The 24,059-nt window shown below is 70.5% G+C and carries 19 protein-coding genes; 10 read left to right on the plus strand and 9 right to left on the minus strand.

Going from position 1 to position 24,059, the window contains the following annotated elements; genetic code table 11:
• Positions 1 to 8: 8 nt before the first annotated feature.
• Positions 9 to 1,058, minus strand: a complete 1,050-nt coding sequence (locus QRD43_RS04160) for an aminoglycoside phosphotransferase family protein (protein WP_491572001.1) — start codon at positions 1,056 to 1,058, stop codon at positions 9 to 11.
• 99 nt (positions 1,059 to 1,157) lie between these two features.
• Here QRD43_RS04160 and QRD43_RS04165 point away from each other — a divergent pair, with 99 nt between their 5' ends.
• Genes QRD43_RS04165 through rsmA form a run of 3 tightly spaced genes read left to right on the plus strand, consistent with a single transcriptional unit; the run spans position 1,158 to position 5,746 of the window.
• The gene (locus tag QRD43_RS04165; protein ID WP_285981214.1) at positions 1,158 to 3,662 is read left to right on the plus strand and encodes an LPS-assembly protein LptD; all 2,505 of its coding nucleotides are present in this window, start codon (positions 1,158 to 1,160) and stop codon (positions 3,660 to 3,662) included.
• The gene (locus QRD43_RS04170) at positions 3,655 to 4,971 is read left to right on the plus strand and encodes a peptidylprolyl isomerase (RefSeq protein ID WP_285981215.1); all 1,317 of its coding nucleotides are present in this window, start codon (positions 3,655 to 3,657) and stop codon (positions 4,969 to 4,971) included. The genes QRD43_RS04165 and QRD43_RS04170 overlap by 8 nt, the downstream gene beginning before the upstream one ends.
• A 13-nt stretch (positions 4,972 to 4,984) precedes the next feature.
• Positions 4,985 to 5,746 carry a 16S rRNA (adenine(1518)-N(6)/adenine(1519)-N(6))-dimethyltransferase RsmA gene (gene rsmA, locus QRD43_RS04175; RefSeq protein ID WP_285981216.1) on the plus strand — a complete coding sequence of 254 codons (762 nt, stop codon included), beginning with the start codon at positions 4,985 to 4,987 and terminating at the stop codon, positions 5,744 to 5,746.
• Between the two features lie 173 nt (positions 5,747 to 5,919).
• Here rsmA and QRD43_RS04180 read toward each other — a convergent pair whose 3' ends face one another.
• The 4 genes from QRD43_RS04180 to QRD43_RS04195 all read right to left on the minus strand — a co-directional run bounded on the left by QRD43_RS04180 (position 5,920) and on the right by QRD43_RS04195 (position 10,240).
• Positions 5,920 to 6,228, minus strand: a complete 309-nt coding sequence (locus tag QRD43_RS04180) for a hypothetical protein (protein ID WP_285981217.1) — start codon at positions 6,226 to 6,228, stop codon at positions 5,920 to 5,922.
• Between the two features lie 487 nt (positions 6,229 to 6,715).
• On the minus strand, positions 6,716 to 7,111 hold the full coding sequence (locus QRD43_RS04185) for a barstar family protein (protein WP_285981218.1): 396 nt from the start codon (positions 7,109 to 7,111) through the stop codon (positions 6,716 to 6,718).
• A 46-nt stretch (positions 7,112 to 7,157) separates the two neighbouring features.
• Positions 7,158 to 7,526, minus strand: a complete 369-nt coding sequence (locus QRD43_RS04190; RefSeq protein WP_434063824.1) for a guanyl-specific ribonuclease — start codon at positions 7,524 to 7,526, stop codon at positions 7,158 to 7,160.
• A gap of 416 nt (positions 7,527 to 7,942) precedes the next feature.
• Complete coding sequence (locus tag QRD43_RS04195; RefSeq protein WP_285981219.1) at positions 7,943 to 10,240, minus strand: NADP-dependent malic enzyme; 2,298 nt, start codon at positions 10,238 to 10,240, stop codon at positions 7,943 to 7,945.
• Between the two features lie 263 nt (positions 10,241 to 10,503).
• Here QRD43_RS04195 and QRD43_RS04200 point away from each other — a divergent pair, with 263 nt between their 5' ends.
• From QRD43_RS04200 to QRD43_RS04230, 7 genes are all read left to right on the plus strand, one after another.
• Positions 10,504 to 12,609: a sensor histidine kinase gene (locus tag QRD43_RS04200; protein ID WP_285981220.1), complete on the plus strand. Its 2,106-nt coding sequence runs from the start codon at positions 10,504 to 10,506 to the stop codon at positions 12,607 to 12,609.
• Between the two features lie 50 nt (positions 12,610 to 12,659).
• Entirely contained in the window at positions 12,660 to 13,292 is a 633-nt protein-coding gene (locus tag QRD43_RS04205; protein WP_285981221.1) for a response regulator transcription factor, read from the plus strand.
• A 42-nt stretch (positions 13,293 to 13,334) separates the two neighbouring features.
• Positions 13,335 to 14,297, plus strand: a complete 963-nt coding sequence (gene thiL, locus QRD43_RS04210; protein WP_285981536.1) for a thiamine-phosphate kinase — start codon at positions 13,335 to 13,337, stop codon at positions 14,295 to 14,297.
• A gap of 77 nt (positions 14,298 to 14,374) precedes the next feature.
• A complete protein-coding gene (locus QRD43_RS04215; protein ID WP_434063825.1) occupies positions 14,375 to 14,947 on the plus strand; it encodes a phosphatidylglycerophosphatase A family protein in 573 nt (190 codons plus the stop codon).
• Positions 14,948 to 14,952: 5 nt separating this feature from the next.
• Positions 14,953 to 15,453, plus strand: a complete 501-nt coding sequence (locus QRD43_RS04220; RefSeq protein WP_285981222.1) for a CinA family protein — start codon at positions 14,953 to 14,955, stop codon at positions 15,451 to 15,453.
• Positions 15,453 to 16,421: a 2-hydroxyacid dehydrogenase gene (locus tag QRD43_RS04225; RefSeq protein WP_285981223.1), complete on the plus strand. Its 969-nt coding sequence runs from the start codon at positions 15,453 to 15,455 to the stop codon at positions 16,419 to 16,421. Before QRD43_RS04220 ends, QRD43_RS04225 begins: the two co-directional genes overlap by 1 nt.
• A gap of 97 nt (positions 16,422 to 16,518) precedes the next feature.
• The gene (locus QRD43_RS04230; RefSeq protein ID WP_285981224.1) at positions 16,519 to 19,305 is read left to right on the plus strand and encodes a sensor histidine kinase; all 2,787 of its coding nucleotides are present in this window, start codon (positions 16,519 to 16,521) and stop codon (positions 19,303 to 19,305) included.
• 10 nt (positions 19,306 to 19,315) lie between these two features.
• Here QRD43_RS04230 and QRD43_RS04235 read toward each other — a convergent pair whose 3' ends face one another.
• From QRD43_RS04235 to QRD43_RS04250, 4 genes are all read right to left on the minus strand, one after another.
• Complete coding sequence (locus QRD43_RS04235; RefSeq protein ID WP_285981225.1) at positions 19,316 to 21,730, minus strand: putative bifunctional diguanylate cyclase/phosphodiesterase; 2,415 nt, start codon at positions 21,728 to 21,730, stop codon at positions 19,316 to 19,318.
• Between the two features lie 30 nt (positions 21,731 to 21,760).
• Entirely contained in the window at positions 21,761 to 22,378 is a 618-nt protein-coding gene (locus tag QRD43_RS04240; RefSeq protein WP_285981226.1) for a methylamine utilization protein, read from the minus strand.
• A gap of 78 nt (positions 22,379 to 22,456) precedes the next feature.
• Positions 22,457 to 23,551: a DNA polymerase III subunit delta gene (gene holA, locus QRD43_RS04245; protein ID WP_285981227.1), complete on the minus strand. Its 1,095-nt coding sequence runs from the start codon at positions 23,549 to 23,551 to the stop codon at positions 22,457 to 22,459.
• Between the two features lie 9 nt (positions 23,552 to 23,560).
• Positions 23,561 to 24,058: an LPS-assembly lipoprotein LptE gene (locus QRD43_RS04250; RefSeq protein WP_285981228.1), complete on the minus strand. Its 498-nt coding sequence runs from the start codon at positions 24,056 to 24,058 to the stop codon at positions 23,561 to 23,563.
• Between the last annotated feature and the right edge of the window lies 1 nt (position 24,059).

Raw genomic sequence — 24,059 nt, forward strand, 5'->3', positions numbered from 1 at the left:
CGGCCGGGTCAGCGCAGGCTGAAGCCGTCCTGCACCAGGCTGCCGCGCAGATCCTGCAGCAGGTGCGTCAGCGGCGAGAGCTCGATGTAGCGCGTGCTGACCTTGATGGCGTAGGCGAAGAGGCGCGGCAGGTCCTCGGCATAGTGCGGCTTGCCGTCGCGGTGCTTGAGGCGGCAGAAGATGCCGAGGATCTTGAGGTGGCGCTGCAGGCCGCACCACTCGATGCGGCGCCAGACCTCGCCGAAGTCGTCGCCGATGGGGACGCCGGCGCGGCGGGCCTGCTCCCAGTAGCGGATGGCCCAGTCCAGCTCGCGCTCCTCGTCCCAGGAGATGAAGGCGTCGCGCAGCAGCGAGGCGATGTCGTAGCAGACCGGACCGCGCACGGTGTCCTGGAAGTCCAGGATGCCGGGCAGGGGCTCGCAGACCATCAGGTTGCGCACCATGTAGTCGCGGTGCATGGCCACGAAGGGCTGGTCGAGCATGTTGCGCACGAGGGCCTTGCAGCTCATCTCCCACCAGGTCTGCTGCTGTTCGGTCCACTCGCGGCCGTGTTCCTTGTGCACGCACCAGTCGACGAAGATCTGCAGCTCGCGGCGCACGAAAGCCTCGTCATAGACCGGCAGGCTGCTGGCGTCGGCCCGCGCCTGCCACTGCACCAGCGCCCCGATGGCGGCACGCATCAGGCGGTCGGCCTCCTTGGGCTCGGCGGCGAGCAGGGCCTGCAGATAGGGCGTGTCACCCAGGTCCTCCAGGAGCATGAAGCCCAGCTCGGTCGAGCTGGCGAGGACGTCCGGCGCATGCAGGCCGGCATCGCGCAGCTGGGCGCCCACCTGCAGGAAGGGGCGCAGGTCGTTGCTGGCGGGCGGGGCGTCCATCAGCACCAGGCTGCGGTCGTCCGCGCCGTCCAGGCGCAGGTAGCGGCGCGTGCTGGCGTCCTGGCTGGCCGGGCGCAGGGTGTCGGGGCGCAGGCCGAGCGCCGGGTCGAGGCCTCGCAGCCAGTGGAGCAGCGCATCGGCGCGGGCGGGGTCGGACCAGGAGACGGCGGACATGGGCGGCAGCAGGATCGTGGGTTGCTCGGGTCACCCGCGCGAATCCGGGGGGTGAGAGGAGAGCCGGGCGATCCCTGTCCGAGGGCAGGGGGGCGTGGCAGCCGGCTCATGGATAATGAATTCTACAAACCGCCGTCATGGCGAGCGCCGGCCTGCCTCGCGGGCTGCCACTCCACCCCGAACGATGCCGTCGCTGTGCTGCGCCCCGCCTCCGTCCTGACCCCCCCGCTGCCCTCCCTGCGCTCCCTGCTCGTGCTGACGCCGCTCGCGGCCGCCGCCTTGAGCGTGGGTGCCCAGACGATTCCGCCGTCGTCGATCGATCCCGAGGCCATCCCGCCGCGTCTGCGGCCGGCCCGCAGCCTGGATCCGGCGCGTCATGGCAGCGAGCAGAAGCCGGCGCTGGTGCTGGAGGCCGATTCCCTCAAGAGCGAGGTGGATGCCCAGACCGTGGCCCAGGGCCTGGTGCGGCTGCGCTACGGCGACCTGCTGCTGCGTGCCGACCAGCTCAGCTACGACCACGTGAAGGACCTGGCCCGGGCCGAGGGCTCGGTCGAGGTCAGCCGCAATGGCACCGTGGTGCGCGGCCCCAGCCTGCAGCTCTACCTTGAGAAGTTCGAGGGCGAGTTCCTGGCGCCCCAGTACAGCTTTGCGCTGACCGGCGGCAGCGGCCGCGCCCAGCGTCTGCGCTTCCTGGATGCCTCCCGTGTGCAGGCGGACGAAGCGACGTACTCCAGCTGCCCCGTCGAGGAGGGCAGCGGCCGGCCGGCCTGGCAGCTGACCACGAAGCAGCTGCGCATGAACTTCGACGCCAACGAGGGCGTGGCCGAGGACGCCGTGCTGCGTTTCTACGGCGTGCCCATCCTCGCGGCACCCGCGCTGAGCTTCCCGCTGGGCGAGGGCCGCAAGTCGGGCTGGCTGCCGCCCAACATGGGCCTGGACAACCGCAGCGGCTTCGAGCTGGGCCTGCCGTACTACTGGAACATCGCGCCGCAGCGCGACGCCACGATCACCCCCTTCTTCATGACGCGCCGCGGCACGGGCGTGGACAGCGAGTTCCGCTACCTCGAGCCCGGGCACAGCGGCCAGCTCAACCTCGCCCTGCTGCCGAAGGACCGTCTCATCGACCGCTCGCGCTGGGACCTGCGCCTGAGCCATGACGGCGAGCTCGTGGACGACTGGCGCTACCGCTGGCGGCTCGAGCGGGTGTCCGACGACGAGTACTGGAAGGACATGCCGCGCCGCCTGCAGAACGTGCCGCAGCGCCTGTTGCCGGCCGACTTCAGCCTGAGCCGCCTGCGCAGCTACGGCTGGGGCGAGATGCAGTCCTACGCCCGCGTGCAGCGCTGGCAGGCCCTGCAGGGCCTGGACGAGGCCTCGCAGTTCGAGACGCCCTACCAGCGCTCGCCGCAGGTCGGTCTGCGCCTGAACACCCAGGCGGATGACGTCGTGCTGGCCGGCTTCCGGCCCTGGGGCCGTCGCGCACGCCTGGAGGGCGGGCTGGAGCTCGAGTACAACCGCTTCGATCTCGCCACCGCCGCGCTGCCGCAGGGCCAGAACACCGGCGAGCGCATGCACCTGCTGGGCCACATGAGCCTGCCGATGGGCAGCGCCGCCTGGTGGCTGGTGCCCAAGCTCTCGATCAATGCCGCGCGCTATCGCCTGGACCAGCCGGTGGCGGACGGCCGCACGAGCCTGGGTCGCAGCATCCCGACCTTCAGCCTCGACCACGGCTGGGTCTTCGAGCGCAACACGACGCTGTTCGACCGCGCCATGCAGCAGAGCCTCGAGCCCCGCCTGCTCTATGTCCGCACGCCGTACCGCCAGCAGGACCTCTTCCCGCGCTTCGACAGCGCCGCCAAGGACTTCAACGCCGATTCCATCTACGCCGAGAACCAGTTCTCCGGCGTGGACCGCGTCTCCGATGCCCATTCGCTGACGGCCGGCGTGACCTCGCGCTGGCTCGATGCGGCGCAGGGCGAGGAGATGCTGCGCCTGGGCCTGGTGCAGCGCTTCCTCTTCCAGGATCAGCGGGTGACGCCGGACGACAAGCCGGTGTCGCAGCGGGTCTCCGACGTGCTGCTCTTCGGAGCGGCACACCTGGATCGCCGTTGGTGGATGGACGGCGCCCTGCAGTACAGCCCCGAGACCGGCCGCACGATGCGATCGGTGCTGCGCGCCCGCTACGCGCCCGGTCCCTTCCGCACCGTCAGCGTGGCCTACCGCCTGGCACGCGAGCAGAGCGAGCAGGTCGAGCTGGCCTGGCAGTGGCCGCTGTTCGGCGCGGCCGAGCGCCCGCAGCGCCGCAGCAGCACGGCCAGCTGCGGGGGCGCCTGGTACAGCGCCGGTCGCGTCCAGTACAGCATGCGCGACCGCCGCCTCACGGATTCGGTGGTGGGCTTCGAGTACGACGCGGGCTGCTGGGTGCTGCGCTTCGGTGCCGAGCGGCTCTCCGCCGGCCGCGCCGAAACCAACACGCGGCTGCTGCTGCAGATCGAGCTGGTGGGCCTCTCCCAGCTGGGTTCCAATGCGCTCAAGGTCTTGAAGGACAATATCCCCGGTTACCGTCAGCTGAGCTCAGACCGCTCGGCCAGCTCTCATGGCATCTATGACTGATCTGTCCCTACGCATTCTTCTCCTCGCCGGCCTCTGTGCTGGCGTGCTGCCCCTGGCCTCGGCCCAGACCGGTGCCAGCCGCATCAAGCCCGGGGACCATATCGCGGTCGTGGTGAACCAGGACGTGGTGGCGGCCAGTGAAATCACCTTGCGGGCCGAGCGCGCACGCGAGGAAGCCCGCCGCCGCGGCGAGGCCAATCCCGACATGGAAGCGCTGCGCAAGCAGGCCATGGAGTCCCTGATCGAGGAGCGCGCCATGGTGACGCTGGCCCGCGAGACGGGGTCGCGCATCGACGAGCCGGAGCTGGACCGCGTGGTCGCCAACGTGGCGGCCCAGAACAAGCTGACCATGCCGGAGCTCCGCGAGCGGCTCAAGGCAGACGGCATGGACTTCCGCACCTTCCGCGAGAACCTGCGCGACCAGATGCTCATCGAGCGCGTGCGTGAGCGCGAGGTGCAGAAGCGCATCAGCATCACCGACGGCGACATCGACCGCTACCTGGAGGAGCGCCAGGCCAAGGCGGACAGCAACCCGCAGCTGAACGTCGCGCAGGTGCTGGTGCCGATCCCGGAGAAGAGCACGGAAGCGCAGATCGCCGAGCGCAAGGCCCGCGCGGAAACGGCGCTGGCCCGCGTGAAGGCGGGCGAGGACTTCGCCAAGGTGGCCCGCGAGTTCTCCGAGGATGCCAACCGCGAACGCGGCGGCGAAGTGGGCCTGCGCCAGGCCGACCGTCTGCCGGACGTGTTCGTGGACGCCGTGCGCGAGCTCAAGCCCGGCCAGGTGAACCCGCGCCTGATCCGCTCGGACGTGGGCTTCCACATCATCAAGCTGCTGGCCCGCGAGGCCGCGGCGAATCCCAACATCATCACCGAGACGCACTCCCGCCATGTGCTCCTGCGCCCGTCGCAGCAGCTGACGGCCGAGGTGGCTGCCCGCCGCCTGCAGGAGTTCAAGCGTGCCATCGAGTCCCGGCAGGTCACCTTCGAGCAGGTCGCCCGCGAGAACTCGGAGGACGGCAGCGCCTCCAACGGCGGCGATCTCGGCTGGGCCGGCCCGGGCAACTTCGTGCCCGAGTTCGAGGAGGCCATGAACGCCCTGCCGCTGAATGGCATCTCCGGCCCGGTGGCCTCGCGCTTCGGCATGCACATGATCCAGGTGCTGGAGCGCCGGCAGGTCGAGCTGCAGCCCAAGCAGCTGCGCGAGCAGGCGCGTGCCGCGCTGCGTGAGCGCCGCTACGAGGATGCCTACAAGGACTGGGTGAAGGAGTTGCGCGCCAACGCCTTCATCGAGATGCGCGAGTGGCAGTGAGCGAAGGCGCCTGATGCAGCACGTCGCCCGCAAGCGCTTCGGTCAGCACTTCCTGACCGATCGCGTGATGATCGAGTCCATCATCGACGCCATCGCGCCGGAGGCCGGTGATGCCATGGTGGAGATCGGCCCCGGCCTGGGGGCCATGACGCTGCCGCTGGTGGCGCGCATCCAGCCGCTGACCGTGATCGAACTGGACCGTGACCTCGCGGCCCGCCTGCGCAAGCGGGGGGACCTCGAGGTGATCGAGTCTGACGTCCTGAAGGTCGATTTCGCGGCCATCGCGGCGGCGAAGGGCCAGAAGCTGCGTGTCGTCGGCAACCTGCCCTACAACATCTCCACGCCCATCCTCTTCCATCTGCTGGGCTTCGTGGACCATGTCGTGGACCACCACTTCATGCTGCAGAAGGAAGTCGTGGACCGCATGGCGGCGGCGCCGGGCAACAAGGACTACGGCCGACTTTCCGTGATGCTGCAGTGGCGCTACCAGATCGAGTCGGTGCTCGATGTGCCGCCGGAGTGCTTCGACCCGCCCCCGCGGGTGGATTCCGCCATCGTGCGCATGATCCCGCTGGCCGAGCCGCCGGCGCTCGATGCCGGCCTGCTCGAGCAGATGGTCGCTGCCGCCTTCTCCCAGCGTCGCAAGCTCCTGCGTCACAGCCTGGGCGTCTGGCTGGCCCAGCGCGGTTTCCAGGGGCATTTCGACCTGCAGCGGCGCGCCGAGGAAGTGCCGGTCCACGAATACGTGGCCCTGGCGCAGCAGCTCCAGAAATGACCAAGCCCGCCATGAGCGGGCTTTTTCTTGACCCTGTCGTCACGACGGGGCAGGCGGGGTGCAGTCGTTCCGTTCAGTTGTGTCCACCGGCTGTCAGCGACCCGGAGCGGAAATGGAATAGGGCTAGCAGGCTCCTAGAGAGCGGACGCATCAAGGTGATGCAGTACGACTGGTCAGGCCGCTTGCGCATAGACAAGTCTCCCGTCCCGATAGATCTTTGCCTCGTGGTGCGGGAAGACATGGTGACCGCAATGTTCCGTAAACACGGCAATTGCGCGTTTGGCTTCGTTGACGATGTGAAACGCACGATTGAACTGCACGGCCGAACCATCCATCAGTTCGATTCGCAGCAGTCCCTCAGGGAAATCAAACCACGGTCTGACCTTCTCCAGCACCTGATCAGTGAGCCGGCCGAAGTGCTCGCCAAGCTCGGGAGCCCACTCTGCTTCGATCTGCAAGGCTAGCTGGGGAATTGGGTACATGCGGACATGCCTTTTTGTTTGCGGGTCGCCCAGCCTAACTGAATCCGGTCGTTCGTAGATGACCGCTCCTGGCCGAGAGCAGCCCCACGACCCGGGCCTGACGACCGGCGGCAGCCGCTGCTGAGCGGTCCCTCATGCCGCCGTCTGTGGGGCCGAGCGGGGTGCTCCGTGTCCCCCGCATGGACACCACCCCAGAAACAAAGAAGCCCACCGGTGCAACCCGGTGGGCTTCGCCCCTAGCGAATACCGCTGATCCGGCTTGGCCGGGCAGTCGGTATTGCCCCCTCGAGGGGGCGGCCGTCAGGCCGTAGGGGGTGGTCTCATGCCGCGCTGAGCCACATGGCCGTATCGAACGCGCTGCTCATCATTGGCATGTTCATGCCGAAATTGGCATTCGCAGCAGCCTTGCTGCTCTTCGTTGCAGGTTTCTCAGCAACCGGGGCCACCTCAGTAGCCCGCTCCCATGACCCGTTTTCTTGGGAGCGGGCTACTGAAAAGAATAGAAACACCGGAAGGGTATCTTGCGGTCGCTCCAGTAATCGGCGGCGTCGCGGAAGACATCCAGCAGCTGCTCGCGCGATTCACGGTCGAAGCGCAGGTTGTCCGGCAACTGCTCCAGCACCACGACGAAGCCCGGCTGCGCGCCCGACTTGTGGACCAGGTCGGTCATGCAGTCGTACAGCGCGTCGAGGTTCTTGCCGAAGTGGGCGGGGAAGAGGAAAGACTGTGCAATCCCTTCCAACACCTCCTGCTTGGACTCCGCCTCGGTCAGGTTGGCATAGAGGAAATGCTGGCCGGCCGCCTGGGCCGCCTGCATCAAGTCCTCTACGCGGTAGGCCCGTATGGCCTGCACGATATTGGGACGGACGGTCTGCAAAAGCATGGTCACGTTCCTCCTAGAATGGTCACAGAACTGGGTGCGCCGCTGCTCATTTCACGATCTTGCGAAAGCTCGCGTAATGATCCTCGGTGTAATAGCAAACCTCGGGATTGCTGGGGGGCTGGCCGCCGCACACGATCCGCCGGGCGCCGCGGTTGCGAGCCCCCGGCGTCTTGACGGTGTATTCGTGGTAGAAGCCGCGAGCCTTCTTCGGCAGCTGCCTCTCGCGATTGCCGAACACCACCCCGTCTTTCTCGTAGGGGAAGGGTCCCCCGGAAAGAATCAGCTGATGGGTCTGCTGGGCTTCGCGCGGCAAGGCCGACAAGGCCACCGTGCTGCTGGCTGCGTCGGTCGAGGTGGCGCCTTCATTGGCGTTTCCCTTGGCGTGCGCTGTGGGCGCCGTCGCAAGGACAGCCACTGTGGCGACGGCACTGACGGCCGCTGCCAGGGCTCTGCCCCACGGACGCCATGCGGGCCCAGCCCCTGACCGATCGAGCAAAAACACGGGTTTACCCTGAATCCTGAAGGCAAGATGGTACCGAAGCCCCCCGGAAATCTCAAGCCGAGGGTTTTGCCGATGCCTAGAAATGCGGCAATGTGAGTGTGCGCCCACAATGCTTATGGAGGGCTTAAATGCACACTTCCTGCTCGGGATTCTCGCTCAGTGAGCCGTCACAAACTTTTGTTAAGAGTCGTCACCCCAGGGACTGGATTGCACAAAAAAGGTGCAAATGAGGCCGCCGGACAGCGCTGGACTCCTGCGTTGCCGCCTGCCGAAGGCGCTGCGCGGGCCGGCCCCGGTCCTCCCGGACCGAGGCGCGGCGGGCCGGGCCATCAGCGGGCGGCGTTGGCGTCCGCGACGGTCAGGGCCGTCATGTTGACGATGCGGCGGACCGTGGCCGAGGGCGTCAGCACATGCACCGGCTTGGCCGCGCCGAGCAGGACGGGGCCGATGGCGATGCCGCCGCCGGCCGTCGTCTTCAGCAGGTTGTAGCTGATGTTGGCGGCGTCGATGTTGGGCATCACGAGCAGATTGGCCTCGCCCGACAGCGTGGTGCGGGGCATCAGCTGGGTGCGGTAGTTGGCGTCCAGGGCGGTGTCCCCGTGCATCTCGCCGTCCACCTCCAGCCAGGGGGCGGACTGCTGGATCAGCGTCAGGGCCTCGCGCATCTTCACCGCCGAGGGATGGTTGCTGGAGCCGAAGTTGCTGTGCGAGAGCAGGGCGGCCTTGGGGCGGATGCCGAAACGGCGCAGCTCTTCGGCGGCCATCACGGTGATCTCGGCCAGCTGCTCGGCGGTCGGGTCGTAGTTGACGTGGGTGTCCACCAGGAAGACCTGACGGCCCGGCAGGATCAGGCCGTTCATGCAGGCGTAGGTCTTGACGCCCGGGCGCTTGCCGATGACCTGGTCGATGTACTGCAGGTGCATCGCCGTGTTGCTCCAGGTGCCGCAGAGCATGCCGTCCACCTCGCCCTTGTGCAGCAGCATGGCGCCGATCAGCGTGAGGCGGCGGCGCATCTCGATCTTGGCCAGCTGTTCCGTCACGCCCTTGCGTTCGGTCAGGCGGTGGTAGGTCTGCCAGTAGTCGCGGTAGCGGTGGTCCTGCTCGACGTTGACGATGTCGTAGTCGCGGCCCTCCTGCAGGCGCAGGCCGAAGCGCTCGCAGCGCTGGGCGATGACGGCGGGGCGGCCGATCAGTGTCGGGCGGGCGAGGCCTTCGTCGACCACCACCTGCACCGCGCGCAGCACGCGCTCCTCCTCGCCCTCGGCGTAGGCCACGCGCTTGTTGGCGCCGGCCCGCTTGGCGATCTGGAAGATGGGCTTCATCGTCGTGCCCGAGGCATAGACGAAGCTCTGCAGCTTCTCGCGGTAGGCGTCCCAGTCGACGATGGGGCGGCGGGCCACGCCGGAGTCCATCGCGGCCTGCGCGACGGCCGGGGCGATCTTGATCATCAGCCGCGGATCGAAGGGCTTGGGAATCAGGTACTCGGGCCCGAAGCTCAGGTTGGCACCGGCATAGGCTGCGGCCACCACCTCGCTCTGCTCGGCCTGGGCCAGCTCGGCGATGGCGTGCACCGCGGCAATCTCCATCTCATCGGTGATGGTGGTCGCGCCGCAGTCCAGGGCCCCGCGGAAGATGTAGGGGAAGCACAGGACGTTGTTGACCTGGTTCGGGTAGTCCGTGCGGCCGGTGGCCATCACGGCGTCGGTGCGCACCGCCTGCACTTCCTCGGGCAGGATCTCCGGCGTCGGGTTGGCCAGCGCGAAGATCAGCGGGCGCTCGGCCATGCTGGCCACCATGTCGGCCTTGAGCACGCCACCGGCCGAGAGACCCAGGAAGACGTCGGCCCCGGCGATCACCTCGCGCAGGCTGCGCTGCTCGGTCTTCTGCGCGAACTGCGCCTTGTCCGGGTCCATCAGCTCCGTGCGGCCCTCGTAGACGACGCCGGCGAGGTCCGTCACCCAGATGTTCTCGCGGGGCAGGCCGAGCTTGAGCAGCAGGCTCAGGCAGGCCAGCGCGGCCGCGCCGGCGCCGGAGGTCACGAGCTTGACCTGCTTGATGTCCTTGCCCAGCACCTTCAGGCCGTTGAGCAGTGCCGCGCCGACGACGATGGCCGTGCCGTGCTGGTCGTCGTGGAACACCGGGATCTGCATGCGCTCGCGCAGCTTGCGCTCGACGTAGAAGCAGTCCGGCGCCTTGATGTCCTCGAGGTTGATGCCGCCGAAGGTGGGCTCCAGCGCGGCGATCACGTCGACGAGCTTGTCGAGGTCGCGCTCCTGGATCTCCAGGTCGAAGACGTCGATGCCGGCGAACTTCTTGAACAGCACGCCCTTGCCTTCCATCACCGGCTTGGACGCCAGCGGGCCGATGTCCCCCAGGCCCAGCACGGCGGTGCCGTTGGTGACCACGGCGACGAGGTTGCCGCGCGAGGTGTAGCGGAAGGCGTTGGCCGGGTCGGCGACGATCTCCTCGCAGGCCGCGGCCACGCCCGGCGAGTAGGCGAGGGCCAGGTCACGCTGGTTGACCAGCTGCTTGGTGGGCGTGACGGCGATCTTGCCCGGGGTCGGAAACTCGTGGTACTCCAGGGCGGCTTGGCGGAGCTGGGCGCGTTTTTGTTCAGCAGTGGGCATGGACAGATCTCGTCGTTCTGGGCCGGAGCCGACGCCTGGCACGGGGCCGGACGCCTGCCCGGACAAGCCGGGGTGGGCGGCGATTGTAGGAGCCGGGTCCTGACGCGAGCTGACGCCATCATGCCGAATCTGCATGTGATCCAGCCCGTGCCTGGGAGGCGGCCGCGGGTCTCAAGCCCTAGTGTGAACCCGAATGCGCCGGCCGGGGTACGCGAAACTGCGCATCTGATTTGCGCTGCCTGCAGCAATACTGGGCGGACCCCATGAGTGATTCCCGCCCTGACAGCGCGAGCCCGGACCCGCTTCCCGCCTCGCGCCCCGACACCGCACCGGCGGCCGCCGCCCTGCCGTCCCGCCGCGGGCGCCGCTGGCTGCTGTGGGCCGCCCTCGTGTCGCTGCTGCTGGTGGCGCAGAGCCTGCTGCTGGCCCTGACGCTCAGCTACGAGACCCAGCGGGCGCAGGACCAGGTCGATGCCCTGGCGCTGGAGCTCGTGGGCCGGCTGCAGCAGCTCGGCGCGCGCCAGATGCAGGACGTGCAGGCGCTCATGTGGGAGGACGTCGCGATGAACTGGCAGGCCGAGGCCGCCCGGCTGCTGCGTACCTCGCGCCCGCTGCTGCGGCTGGAGTGGCGCGACGCCCGGCGGCAGGTGCAGCGGGCGGTCGATTCACCCTTCGGCGGTCCGATCTTCGCGCGGCTGGGCCGTGCCGAGCTGCAGCTGGAGTCCGAGCTGGCCTGTACCGCGGCCGTGCGCCAGGGCTCGCCGCAGTTCTCCCGCAGCTACTTCGTGCCCCTGGGCGGCGGGGACGGCCTCGAGGTGATCGACCTGTGCCTGCCGCGCCTGCAGGCCGGCCGCACGGAGGGCTACCTCGTCGCCACGATCGGCCTGCGGCCCTGGCTGGACGAGGCCTCGACGCCCGAGCAGGCGCGGCGGCACGAGTTCAGCTTCGTCGAGGGCGACGGCACGCGGCTGGCCCGCGCCGGCCTCGTGCGGGGCGCTGGCCATTACCGCGCCGAGCGCGTGCTGGACCTGCCCGGGGTGACGCTGCAGCTGCGGGTGGACAGCGCGTCGGGCAGCCCGAAGCTGATCCCCAACCTGATGACCTCGCTGGTGCTGGGCCTCTCGCTCGCGCTGTTCGCGGTGGTGGTGCTGCTGGCGCGCGATGTGCGACGGCGCGCTTTCGCCGAGCGCGCGCTGGCCGAGGCCCTGGCGCTGCGCAAGGCGATGGAGAACTCGCTGATCACCGGCCTGCGCGCCCGGGACATGGACGGCCGCGTGAGCTACGTGAACCCGGCCTTCTGCCAGATGGTCGGCTTCAGCGCCGAGGAGATCCTGGCCACCGGCGGTGAGCGCGAGCAGAGCGCGCCGCCCTACTGGCCGCCCGAGTTCATCGAGGAATACCGGCGCCGCCATCGCGAGCGCAGCGCCCGCTGGCAGGCGGACGAGCCCGCCGCAGGCGGCCAGGATCCGCGCCAGGGCTTCGAGACGGTCTTCATGCGGCGCACCGGCGAGCGTTTCCCGGTGATGATCTTCGAGGCGCCGCTGCTGGACGCCCAGGGCCAGCAGACGGGCTGGATGAGCGCGGCGCTGGACATCAGCGAGCAGCGCCGCATCGAGGAGCTGTCGCGCCAGCAGCAGGAGCGTCTGCAGGCCACGGCACGCCTGGCGACGGTGGGCGAGATGGCCTCGCTGCTGAGCCATGAGCTGAACCAGCCGCTGTCGGCCATCGCCAGCTACGCGACGGCCTCGCTCAACCTGCTGCGCCTCGAGGCCCAGGACCCGCAGACGCCCGACATGGTGCGCCAGGCCGTCACCCGCATCGCCGAGCAGGCCGAGCGGGCCGGCCGCGTGATCAAGAGCGTGCATGACTTCGTGCGGCGCCGCGAGCAGGCGCGCGAGCGCATCGCCGTGCCGCGGCTCTTCGAGGCGGTGCTGCCGCTGATCCGCCTGCAGGCACGCAAGAGCGGCACCCGCATCGACGTGGTCGTGCCGGACGGCCTGCCGGACCTGCGCTGCGACCGCACGATGGTCGAGCAGGTGCTGCTGAACCTGAGCCGCAACGGCATCCAGGCGATGGAGGCGCAGACGGCGCTGGGCGAACGGGTGCTGACGCTGGGCGCCAGCGTGCAGGGGCGCTGGGTCATGATCACCGTGCAGGACCGCGGGCCGGGCATTCCCGAGGGCGTCGCGCGCCAGCTCTTCACGCCCTTCTTCACGACGCGCAGCGAGGGCATGGGCCTTGGCCTCAGCCTGTGCCGCACCGTGATCGAGCAGCACGGCGGCGCGATGGACTTCGAGAACCTGGGCGAGGAGGGCGCGCGGCGCGGCTGCGTGTTCCGCTTCACCCTGCCGGCGGATCACGCGGCTTGACGGCCGGGCGACGGTCTACCATCCACGGTGCCGAACACAGGAGCCTGCCCATGTCCGCCAGCCTGCCCATGGTCTACATCGTCGATGACGAGGAGGTCGTGCGCGACGCCCTGGGCTGGCTGCTGCGCTCGCGACGCCAGCTCTTCGAAGGCTTCCCCAGCGCCGAGGCCTTCCTCGAGTTCCTGGACGCCCTGCCCGAAGGCGGCGCGCAGTGGCCGAACTGCCCGAGCTGCGTGCTGCTGGACGTCCGCATGCCCGGCCTGAGCGGCCTGGCGCTGTTCGAGCTTCTGATCGAGCGGGGCCTGCTGGAACGCCTGCCCGTCATCTTCCTGACCGGCCATGGCGATGTGCCGAGCGCCGTGGACGCGCTCAAGCGCGGGGCCTACGACTTCGTCGAGAAGCCCTTCTCCGACAACGCCCTCGTGGACCGCGTGCTGCAGGCGCTGGCGCAGAGCGGCGAGGCCATCGCCCGGCGGACGCAGGAGCGCCAGCTCCAGCAGCGCGTGCAGGAGCTGACGGACCGCGAGCGCGAGGTGATGCAGCTCATCGTGCAGGGCTTGCCCAACAAGCTCATCGCGGACCAGCTCCACATCAGCGTGCGCACGGTGGAGGTGCACCGGGCGCGGGTCTTCGACAAGATGGAAGTGAAGTCCGCGGTCGAGCTGTCGAACCTTCTGCGCTGAGGCAGGCGCCGGCCCGGCGACAATCGCGGCATGAGTGCAAGCCTGGGTGAATTCGAGCTGATCCGCCGCTTCTTCGACCGCCAGGGCCCGGCCGCGCCGGGCGTGGCGACGGGCATCGGCGATGACTGCGCCGTGCTGTCGCCGACGCCGGGCTCGCAGTGGCTGGTGTCGACGGACATGCTGGTCGAGGGCCGGCACTTCCTGTCGACGGTCGAACCCGAGCGTCTCGGGCACAAGGCCCTGGCCGTCAATCTCAGCGACCTGGCCGCCTGCGGCGCGACGCCGCGTGCCTTCTTCCTGGCGCTGTCGCTGCCGCGCGCCGATGCCCGCTTTCTCGAAGGCTTCGCCCGCGGGCTCTTCGCCCTCGCCGATGCCCACGGCATTGCCCTGGCCGGCGGGGACACCACGGCCGGGCCGCTCAACGTCTGCATCACCGTGATGGGCGAGGCGCCGCAGGGTCAGGCCTTGCTGCGCAGCGGCGCTCGGGCCGGCGACGAGCTGTGGGTGAGCGGCACGCTGGGGGACGCCCGGCTGGCGCTGGAGGTCTTCCGCGGCACGCGGAGCCTGCCGGGCGATGCGTTCGCGCAAGTGCGCCGCGCCATGGAGCTGCCTCAGCCCCGCGTGGCGCTGGGGCAGGCCCTGCGCGGCATCGCCAGCAGCGCCATCGACGTGTCGGACGGGCTGATGGGCGACCTCGGCCACGTGCTCAGGGCCTCCGGCGTCGGGGCGACGATCGACTTCGAGGCCCTGCCGCGCAGCGCCGTGCTGGCCGGGCAAGACCTGGCCCTGCAGCAGGAGTGCCTGCTGGCAGGGGGCGACGACTACGAGCTGGTCTTCACCGCGTCGCCGCAGCAGCACCAGGCCGTGCGGGACGCCGCCGCCCGCGCGGGCACGCCGGTGCGGCGGGTGGGCCGGATCCGCACCGAGCCTGGCCTCGAGGTCCTCGATCCCCATGGCGCCCCGCTGGCCCTGCGCTTCGCGTCGTTCGACCATTTCAAGAGCTGAGCATGAGCCTCCCGCAAGACCTGACCCCGGAACCCGTGGACGACGTCGGCGCCCCGCTGCGACCAGACGATGTGCACATGGCCGAGGCGCCGGCCGAAGCACCGCCCGACGCGGCGGCTCGCCGTGCCGCACCCCGCCGCCCGACCGCCGGCTTCATGCTGCGCCACCCTGCCCGCTGGATCGCGCTGGGCTTCGGCAGCGGCCTGTCGCCCGTGGCGCCAGGCACCGTCGGCACGCTGTGGGCCTGGCTCAGCTTCGTGCTGCTGCAGCCCTGGCTGAGCGATCTGCAATGGCTGGCCCTGATCGCCGCCGGGACGCTGGTGGGCGTGTGGGCCTGCACGCGCACCGCCCAGCACCTGGGCGTGGCCGACCCCGGGGCCATCGTCTGGGACGAGGTCCTCGCCTTCTGGCTCATCCTGTGCCTGGTCATGCCGGTGGGCTTCGGCGGGCAGCTGCTCGCCTTTGCCCTGTTCCGCTACTTCGATGCGGCCAAGCCCGGCCCCGTGCGATGGGCGGACGGCCTGTTCAAGTGCCGCCCCGGTGAGCCCATCGGCTGGCGCCAGGGCGTGGGCATCCTTCTGGATGATTTGGTCGCGGCCGGATGTACGCTCGTGGCATTGGCGCTGTGGCGCTTCACCCTCGGAGGATGACCATCATGCTGTGCCCTGACGAACCCGAACTGATCGATCGCATCGCCCTCGCGCTCATCCAGCGGCGCGAACGCATGGGCACGGCGGAGTCCTGCACCGGTGGCCTGATCGCGGCGGCCTGCACGAGCCTCGCCGGCTCCAGCCAGTGGTTCGAGCGCAGTGTGGTGAGCTACAGCAACCAGGCCAAGACCGAGATGCTGGGCGTGCCGCCCGGTCTGCTGGAGCTGCACGGCGCCGTCAGCGCCGAGGTGGCGCAGAGCATGGCCCGCGGCCTTTATGCGCATGCGCCGGTGGAATGGACGCTGGCCGTGACGGGCATTGCCGGCCCGAGCGGCGGCAGCGAGGACAAGCCTGTCGGCACGGTCTGGCTGGCGCTCTATCACCACGGCAAGCCGGTCAAGGTCTGGCACGAGCTGTTCACGGGGGATCGCCATGCGGTGCGCGCCGCCACCGTCCGCGTGGGCCTTGCGGCACTGTGCGAGGCCCTGGAGGACCGGGACAGCTGATGGCCCTGCTGCTGTGCGGGGGCTGGCGCCTGGACCAGCCCGAGGGACGGGCCGAGCAGCAGCGCTGGCTGGCGGCCCTGGAGCAGGCGCTGCCGGGCGAGGAGTGGATCCTGCAGTCGCCCGCCGATGGCGCGGCCGCCGGGCGCATCGACGTCGCCGTGGTGGCCAACCCGCCACCCGGCAGCCTGCAGGGCCTGCCGGCGCTGGGGCTCATCCAGTCGCTGTGGGCCGGGGTCGACCGGCTGCTGCTCGACGGCACCGTGCCGCAGGAGCCGCCCCTGTGCCGCATGGTCGACCCGGCCATGAACGAGGCCATGGTGCAGACGGCCCTGTGGGCCACCCTGGCGCTGCACCGGGGCTTCTTCCAGTGCCAGCGCCAGCAGCGCGAGGCGCTGTGGCGGCAGCCGCCGCAGCTGCGCGCCGCGGAGTGGCAGGTGCTGGTGCTGGGGCAGGGCGAGCTGGGCGGGCGCGTCGGCCGTGCGCTGGCCGGCCTGGGCTATGCCGTGACCGGCTGGAGCCGCCGCCCGCGCCCCTCGGAAGCCTTGCAGGGACGCCAAGGCCTGCATGGCGCCGACGGGCTGGCCCAAGGCCTGGCTGCGGCGGACACGGTCATCAACCTCCTCCCGCTGACCGACGAGACCCGCGGCTTTCTCGACGCCCGCCGCCTCGCCGCCTTCAAGCGCGGCGCCAGCCTCATCAACCTGGCGCGTGGCGCGCATCTCGACGAGGCGGCGCTGCTGGCGGCGCTCGACAGCGGGCAGGTGGGGCATGCGGTGCTGGACGTCTTCCAGCAGGAGCCGCTGCCCGCGCCGCACCCTTTCTGGCGGCATGAGCGCGTGACCGTGCTGCCGCACACGGCGGCCCAGACGGACCCGCGCTCCGCGGCCGAGGTCGTGGCCGCCAATGTGCGGGCCTGGCGCCGAGGGGCGCCGCTGCTGCATCGCGTGGAGCGCAGCCAGGGCTACTGAGCCGGCCGGCAGGCCGTAGGGCGTCCCCCAACAAGGGCTTCCCAGCGGCGGGACGCCTGCGATAGCCTTGCGACTGTCGTCGGGTGGAAGGCACACCATGGATTGGCTTCGCAGGCCTGCGCTGTTTCCCGGTCGCGTGACGCCCGCGGGCGGGGGCGCCGAGGCGTCGCTGTCGGTGCTGTCCCTGGCGCGGCGGGCCTGGACCGAACGTCAGCAGGACGGCCACCAGGCCCTGCTGTGGGCCACGCAGGTGCTGGAGGCGCTGCCGGGCCTGGCGCTGGCGGGGAAGCAAGGCGTGCAGCTGCAGGGCCGCATGACGCTGATCCTGGCCGAAGTCCACCTGCAGCATCTGCGCCTGGACGACGCCGAGCAGGCCGCGGCGCAGGCCCGGGCGCTGTTCGCCGCCGTGGACGATGCCTGCGGCCTGGCGGATGTCTGCTGGCTGCACCACATGCTGGCGGCGGATCGCGGGGACACCCAGGCCCTGCGCCAGTCGCTGCAGGAGGCGTTGCGCCACGCCGAGCGGGCGGCGGAGCCGGAGCGGCAGCTGTACTTCCGCATCGTGATGGCGCGCTCCGACATGCTGCAGGACGCCGAGCAGGCCCGCCAGGCCTGGGCGGGGCGCCTGCCCGAATCCGCGGAGGGCCTGTCGTCCATGTGCGCGGCCGCGCTGGCGGACTACCTCGGTGTGCGCGAGGGGCTGCTGTCGCATTTCGCGGCGTCGGCGAACTGGTTCGAACTCGGCTTCGAGCAGGCGCTCGCGTCCGGCCAGCTGCGCCGGGCCATGGCGCTGGCATCCAACCTGGGCTTCACCTTCACCGCCGCCTCCGACTACGCCCGCGCCATCGACTGGCTGCAGCGGGGCCTGGCGCTGGCCCGCAAGGCCGGCTGGCCCGGCTCCATCGGCCTGTGCCTCGCGCAGACGGGCGAGGCGATGCGGCGGGTCGGGCAGGTGGCGGCGGCGCGGGAGCTGCTGCAGGAATGCCTCGACACGCTCGACGGCCATCCCGTCAGCCGGACCATCCTGCTGGCCCTGAGCTACCTCGGGCAGGTGGAGCTGGATTCGGACCACGCGCCGCAGGCTCTGGCGCTGTTCGAGACGCTCGTGTCGCGCGCGCTGCAGGTCGGGTCCACGGACCTGCGCCTCGACGGCGAGCTGGGGCGGGCCCGCAGCCTGCATCGCCTGCATCGGCTGGACGACGCGCGCGGCGTGGCCCAGGCCGCGCTCGGGCTGGCGCAGCAGCTGCAGCAGCAGACGATGCGGGTGGAGCTGCTGTGGCTGCTGACGGCCATTGCCCGCTCTGCCGGCGCCACCTCCGCGGTCGTGCTGGAGGGCCTGTCCGAGGCGGTGACGCTCGCCGGTGCCATCGAGGGATACCGGGCGCCGCCCGGGCTGCTGGAGGAGGCCGCCGAGGCGCTGGCGGCCGCAGGGCGCCATGAGGAAGCCTATGCCCATGCCCGCCGGGCCGCGCTCGTGCGGCGTGACAGCCTCAGCGACGAGGCCGCCAAGCGGGCCGCGGCCCTGCATCTGCACCAGCAGATCGAGGCCATGTCCGCCGAGCGCGAGCACCTGCGCCGGCTGGCCGAGGCCGAGTCGGCCCGGGCCCAGGCGCTGGAGGATGCGCACCAGGTGCTCACCCACCTGAGCCGCATCGGGCAGGAGATCACCGCCGAGCTGGTGGCCGAGCGCGTGTTCGAGGCCCTGGAGCGCCATGTGCATGCCCTGCTGCCGGTCAGCTGCATGGCCATCTACCTGCTCGACGAGACGCGGACGCAGCTCGTCTGCGCCTTCGGTGTGGAGGAGGCGCAGGCCTTCGTCGATCCGCCGGTGCCGGTGGATGAGGTCCACAGCTACTGTGCCCGCTGCGTCCGCGAACGGCGCGGCTTCGTGCTGGGCATCGACGAGCGGCCGCACGAGGAGTCCCAGGTGCCCGGCACGAGCGAGATGCACAGCGTGATGTTCTCGCCCCTGATGATCAGCGAGCGCGTCGTCGGCGTCATGACGGTGCAGACGCCCAAGGTGGCGGCCTACGGCCATCGCGAGGAGCTGATCTTTGCCAGCCTCTGCGCCTATGCCGCCATCGCGCTGGACAACGCCCGCGCCTACCTGCGCCTGTCGGAGCTGCAGCGCCACGTGATGGCCCAGGAGAAGCTGGCCGCGCTGGGCGCCATGGTGGCGGGCGTGGCGCATGAGCTGAACACGCCCATCGGCAACAGCCTGCTCGTGGCGTCCGCGCTGCTGAGCGATGCCCGCGACTTCGAGACGCAGGTCCAGCGTGGTGCCCTGAGGCGCAGCGACTGGCAGCTGCATGCCGAACGCACGCGCGAGGGCCTCGAGGTCATCGAGCGCTGCATGGACACGGCGGCGGCCCTGGTGCGCAGCTTCAAGCAGGTGGCGGTGGACCGCAGCGCCGAACAGCGCCGGCCCTACGAGCTGCTGGAGCTGTGCCAGCAATGCCAGCAGAGCCTGGGCCTGATGCTGCGCCGCGCCGGCGTGCACCTGCAGCTGTCCGTGCCTCAGGGGCTGATGCTGCAGGGCTATCCGGGGGCGCTGAGCCAGGTGCTGGTGATCCTCATCAACAACGCGGTCACCCATGCCTTCGAGGGGCGGGAGCAGGGGCGGCTGCTGCTGGAGTCCCAGCTTGTCGGCCTGGACCAGGTCCACCTGAGCCTGTCCGACGATGGCGTGGGCATGAGCGAGGCCGTGCTCAGGCGGGTCTTCGAGCCCTTCTTCACGACCAAGTTCGGGCAGGGCGGCAGCGGGCTCGGCCTGTCCATCTGCCTGAACATCGTGGAGACCCTGCTGGGCGGGCGCATCCGCGTCAGCAGCGAGCCCGGGCAGGGCAGCCGCTTCGTGCTGGAGCTGCCGCTGGTGGCGCCCTGAGCACGTCGGGTCAGCCGAGCCCGGCCAGCAGCGTGTCCGGCGGATCCTCGGCGTCGAGCGCCGGGGCCGTCCACTGGGCCAGCCAGTCGTTGAACTCTGCCTCGGGCATGGGCCGGCTGATGTAGTAGCCCTGGCCTTCGTCGCAGCCCAGGCGGGCGAGGATCTGCCAGGCCTGCAGCGTCTCGAGGCCCTCTGCCACCACGGACAGCCCGAGGTTGTGCGCCAGCTCGATGGTCGAGCGCACGATCTTGGCATCGTCGAGGTCGCGCTCCATGGCCATCACGAAGCTCTTGTCGATCTTGAGCTCGTCCACCGGCAGCCGCTTGAGGTAGGCCAGCGAGGAGTAGCCCGTGCCGAAGTCGTCGATGCTCAGCTTGAAGCCCATGGCCGAGAGCTGCTCCAGCGTGCCCAGCGCCCGCGCGGGGTCGTCCATGATGGCGCTCTCGGTGATCTCCAGGCACAGGGCGGACGGCGGCACGCCCTCGGCCTCGATGGCCGCACGGATCTTCAGCGGCAGGTCCTGGTCCATCAGGTCGCGGGTCGAGAGGTTGACGCTGATGCGCAAGACCTGACCCCGTTCGCGGGCAATGCGGCAGGCGCGGGCCGAGGCAGCGATCACCCAGGCGCTGAGCTGGCGGATGAAGCCCGTCTGTTCGGCGAACGGGATGAACTGCATCGGCGGCACCAGGCCGCGCTGCGGGTGCTCCCAGCGCACGAGGGCCTCGGCGCTGATGACCTGGCCGCTGCGCAGGTCCACCTTGGGCTGGAGGAACAGCCGCAGCTGCCCGCCCTCGACGGCGCGGCGCAGCTCGCCCAGGAGGCTGAGGGACTCCTGGCTGCCGGCGTCGAGGCTCGGGCTGTAGAGCTGGCTGCCGCTCTGGCGTCGCTTGGCGGCATACATGGCCAGCTCCGCGCGGCTCAGCAGGCCGCCGGCGTCCCGGGCCTGCTTCGGGTACAGCACGATGCCGATGCCGGCGCCCAGGTCGACCGTCTGGTCCTCGATGTGCAGGGGTTGCTCGAAGTCCCGCTGGATGCGCTGCGCCATGGCCAGCGCGGCGTCCTCATCGGCGCCGTCCAGCAGCAGCACGAACTCGTCGCCGCCCAGCCGCGCCAGCAGGCTGTGCGAACCCCGGCACAGCTCGGTCAGGCGCGCGCCGACCCCGCACAGCAGCTGATCGCCCATGCGGTGGCCGAGCACGTCGTTGACATGCTTGAACCGGTCGAGGTCCAGCATCAGCACGGCGCAGGGCGCCTCGCTCGCCTGCAGCCGCTCCTGCAGGCGCTGGCTGAACTGCTCGCGATTGGGCAGCCCGGTCAGCGGGTCCCAGTAGGCCAGGCGGTGCACCTGCTCCTCGCGCTCGCGGATGCCCTGGCGCATGGCCTCGAAGCTGCGGGCCAGCTCGGCCACCTCGCCGAGGTCGGAGCCGGAGGCCACCGGCGTGTCGTAGTCGCCGGCCCCCAGGCGCTGGGCCGATTTCGTCAGCGCGGCGATGGGCCGGCTGATGCGCCGCGCCGTGAACACGCTGCCCATCGCGAAGGCGGCGATGCCCGCGGCGGTCAATGCCAGCAGGGACCACTGCAGCTGGCGGTAGGGCGCGACCTCCTCGTCGAACGAGGCCCACATCACGGCGCCGATCTCGCGGCGGCCCGCCAGCTCCTGCGGCAGGGGCAGCAGGCGCACGCGCCAGTGCTGGCCGCCCCACTCGCGTCGCAGCGACTGGCCGGGCGCCAGATCGGCCATGGCGGCGAAGAAGGCCGGGCCCCGCTCGCCGTCCTCCGCCACCGACACGCTGTCCTGCCAGCGGCCGCGCTCGCCGACGACGAACATGGCGTCCACGTTGATGAGGCGCTTGAGGTCCAGCAGCGGCACCTCGTCGAGGCGGAAGCCCATCAGCACGTGGCCGATGGTCATGGGCGCACGCACCGGCACCGTCACCACCTGCATGATCTCGCGGTCCAGGAGCACCAGCGTGGGCTGCTCGGGGTCGACCTGCCGGCGTTTGAGTAGCGGCAGGTAGAGCTCGGCCCGGTCGCGCGTGGCGGCGACCAGCTGGCCGTTGACGTTGGCGTAGGCCACCAGCGAGGCGTTGACGCGCTCGCCGTTGTTGCCCAGGGCCGACCGCAGGGTCTCGACGTCCTCCTGGCCCTCGGGCGTCTGGCCCGCGGTGACGGCGTCGCGGAAGCCGTAGTCGGCGGCCAGCAGCTCGGCGGCGGCCTGCTCGCGCGCGGCCTGCTGCACCAGCAGCCGCTGCAGCATGCGGCCCGCGGTGGCCAGCTTGGCGTCGATGGCGGCTTCCGCGTTGGCTTCAATGCTGTGGCCGATGAAGCCGTAGCTCGCGAGCTGCACGAGCAGCAGCAGGCCGAGGAACAGCGCCACGATGCGCCCCTCGATGCGGCGCGGGTTGAGGAAGGCGGGCAGCGGCATTGAACCCATCACGGCGGCGTCACGGCGGCGTCACTGGGGCGTCAGCACGAGGCTGGACTGGCCGCTGGCCTGGCCGGCCGCCACGCTGAACTTCTGCTCCACGAGCTGCGGCTGCAGACGGGAGGGATGCCACAGCCTGAGGACGTGCTCGCCCGGGGGGATGTCCAGGGTGAGGAGGCCCTGCTCGTCGGTCTTGCCGAAGACGGGGGTGTCGACCACCACCACGAAGGCGCTCATGCGGTCGTGGATGTTGCAGCCCAGCGGGGCGACGCCGGGCTTGTCGAACACGATGGGTTCGGCGGGCGTCCCGGCATAGAGCTTGATGTCGAAGCGCTTGGCCGGCGAGAAGGAATAGACGTGGTGGCGAACCGTGTCCTGGTTGGGGAAGGACACGGCCGTGCCCGTCTGCACGACCAGCACGTTGGGGATGAAGCGGCGCTCCCGCTGGGCGATTTCGGCGCGAGCGCTGGTGGTGCGGGTCGGGCCCTTGATCTCCACGGCCACCACGGCATCGGCCAGCGGCTGCCCCTCGGGGTTGCGGACCTGGAATTGCCAGCTCGCGGCCGCGGACAGGCCCGGCAGCGCCAGCAGCTGGCCGCCGAGGCACAGCGCGGCCAGGAAACGGGCTCGTGGGGACTGGGGCAGCATGCCGGCGCCTTCCTGCGAAGAAACACAGGGCAGACCATAACGCGAAACGCCGCGCTGCGGCAGGCAGGAATGCCGGGCTCAGGCCTTCAGGACGAGGCTGGCGTGACGTCCGCCCGCTTGGCGCCCGACGGGACCCTGCGCCGTCTCCAGCAACAGGAGCGCCAGCTTCTGCAGCGCGGCCCACGGATCCAGTGGCCAGTCCCGGTGACGCAGGCCTTTGACAATGCCGTCGCAGACCTGGGCGGCATCCACCAGCGCCTGGAGCTGACTGCGGTGCAGGCCGGGCACGATGCGCTCGAACAGCCGTTCCTTGGCACCCCAGACGCGCGACTCCCGCAGCGCCATCGGCAGGGGCTTGCCGGCATCGACGGCGTCGCGCACGCGCTTGAGCGCCCGCACGTCATCGGCCAGGGCCCAGTGGACGAGCACGGCAGCCTCGCCCTCGGCTTCCAGGCCCTCCAGCATGCGCAGCACGCGGGCGGTCTGGCCGGAAAGGATGGCCTCGCTGAGCTTGAAGACGTCGTAGCGCGCCACGTTCAGCACGGCGCCCTCGATCTGCTCCAGGCTCAGCGGCCCGGGGGGATGGAGCAGCGCGAGCTTCTGCAACTCCTGGTGCGCGGCGAGCAGGTTGCCCTCGACGCGGTCCGCAAAGAAGGTCAGCGCGCGCTGGCCCTCCTCGCCCTCCACGACGGACTGGCCCTGCGCGGCCAGGCGCTGGGCGATCCATTGCGGCAGCGCGCGGCGCTCCACGGGCTCGACCTTGACGCTCACCCCCTGCTGGTCGAGGGCGGTGAACCAGGCGCTCGAGAGCTGCGTCTTGTCCAGGCGGGGCAGGGTGACCAGGGTGAGGACATCCTCCGGCAGTGCTGCGCAGTAACGCTGCAGGGCCTCGGAGCCATCCTTGCCGGGCTTGCCCGAGGGAATGCGGATCTCGATGAACTGGCGCTCGGCGAAGAGGCTCAGGGCCTGCGCCGCGCCCAGCACCGGGCCCCAGTCGAAATAGGCACCGGTGACGATGAAGACCTTGCGCTCGCTGTAGCCCTGCGTGCGCGCGGCGGCGCGGATGGCGTCGGCGGCTTCCTGGGCCAGCAGCGGCTCGTCGCCGTGCACGGTGTAGATCGGCTTGAGGCCCTTGGCGAGTTGCGCGGCCAGCGCGTCAGGACGGATCTGCATGCGGGCCGTTCAGCGCAGGCGCACGCTGGCAAGGCGGCGCATCACCTGGGCGGCGGCGTCGTACTGCATGGCGCGGTAGAGCTGCGCTTCCTCCTGCTCCTTGGCCAGGGCCTGGGATTCGAGGTAGCTCATCTCGCGGCTCATGCGCAGCTCGGTGATGGGCAGCAGCGGCTCGGCGCCGGGCGTGCGCACGAGGTAGTCGAGCTGCAGCTTGAGCTGCCACTCGCGCACCTGGCCGGCGCTCGTGGACACCACGACCGAGCGCTCGCGGCTGTCCCGCAGCGCCTCCAGCACGACCTGGGCCTTGGAAGGATCCTGCACCAGCTGCAGCGGCGACTGCCGCAGCTGCCGGCGCAGCTCCTCGGCCAGCGGGGACTCGGGCGCGAAGCCCGTCATCGCCAGGGACTGGAAGGCGAACTCCGGCTCGCGGCGCAGCTCGAAGCCGCAGGCCGCCAGACCCGAGAGCAGGGGCAGCGCGAGCAGCCCACGGCGCGAGACAGGGCCCATG

Origin of the sequence: Roseateles subflavus (assembly GCF_030285365.1) — a bacterium.
Lineage (GTDB): Bacteria > Pseudomonadota > Gammaproteobacteria > Burkholderiales > Burkholderiaceae_C > Roseateles_B > Roseateles_B subflavus.

Coding starts and splice junctions, on each gene's coding strand:
- QRD43_RS04180 (WP_285981217.1), bottom strand. CDS start 6,228: ATGTACCCAATTCCCCAGCTAGCCTTGCAGATCGAAGCAGAGTGGGCT.
- QRD43_RS04170 (WP_285981215.1), top strand. CDS start 3,655: ATGACTGATCTGTCCCTACGCATTCTTCTCCTCGCCGGCCTCTGTGCT.
- QRD43_RS04230 (WP_285981224.1), top strand. CDS start 16,519: ATGGATTGGCTTCGCAGGCCTGCGCTGTTTCCCGGTCGCGTGACGCCC.
- QRD43_RS04205 (WP_285981221.1), top strand. CDS start 12,660: ATGTCCGCCAGCCTGCCCATGGTCTACATCGTCGATGACGAGGAGGTC.
- QRD43_RS04215 (WP_434063825.1), top strand. CDS start 14,375: ATGGCCGAGGCGCCGGCCGAAGCACCGCCCGACGCGGCGGCTCGCCGT.
- QRD43_RS04185 (WP_285981218.1), bottom strand. CDS start 7,111: ATGCTTTTGCAGACCGTCCGTCCCAATATCGTGCAGGCCATACGGGCC.
- QRD43_RS04240 (WP_285981226.1), bottom strand. CDS start 22,378: ATGCTGCCCCAGTCCCCACGAGCCCGTTTCCTGGCCGCGCTGTGCCTC.
- QRD43_RS04195 (WP_285981219.1), bottom strand. CDS start 10,240: ATGCCCACTGCTGAACAAAAACGCGCCCAGCTCCGCCAAGCCGCCCTG.
- rsmA (WP_285981216.1), top strand. CDS start 4,985: ATGCAGCACGTCGCCCGCAAGCGCTTCGGTCAGCACTTCCTGACCGAT.
- holA (WP_285981227.1), bottom strand. CDS start 23,551: ATGCAGATCCGTCCTGACGCGCTGGCCGCGCAACTCGCCAAGGGCCTC.
- QRD43_RS04200 (WP_285981220.1), top strand. CDS start 10,504: ATGAGTGATTCCCGCCCTGACAGCGCGAGCCCGGACCCGCTTCCCGCC.
- QRD43_RS04235 (WP_285981225.1), bottom strand. CDS start 21,730: ATGCCGCTGCCCGCCTTCCTCAACCCGCGCCGCATCGAGGGGCGCATC.
- QRD43_RS04165 (WP_285981214.1), top strand. CDS start 1,158: ATGGATAATGAATTCTACAAACCGCCGTCATGGCGAGCGCCGGCCTGC.
- QRD43_RS04220 (WP_285981222.1), top strand. CDS start 14,953: ATGCTGTGCCCTGACGAACCCGAACTGATCGATCGCATCGCCCTCGCG.
- QRD43_RS04250 (WP_285981228.1), bottom strand. CDS start 24,058: ATGGGCCCTGTCTCGCGCCGTGGGCTGCTCGCGCTGCCCCTGCTCTCG.
- QRD43_RS04225 (WP_285981223.1), top strand. CDS start 15,453: ATGGCCCTGCTGCTGTGCGGGGGCTGGCGCCTGGACCAGCCCGAGGGA.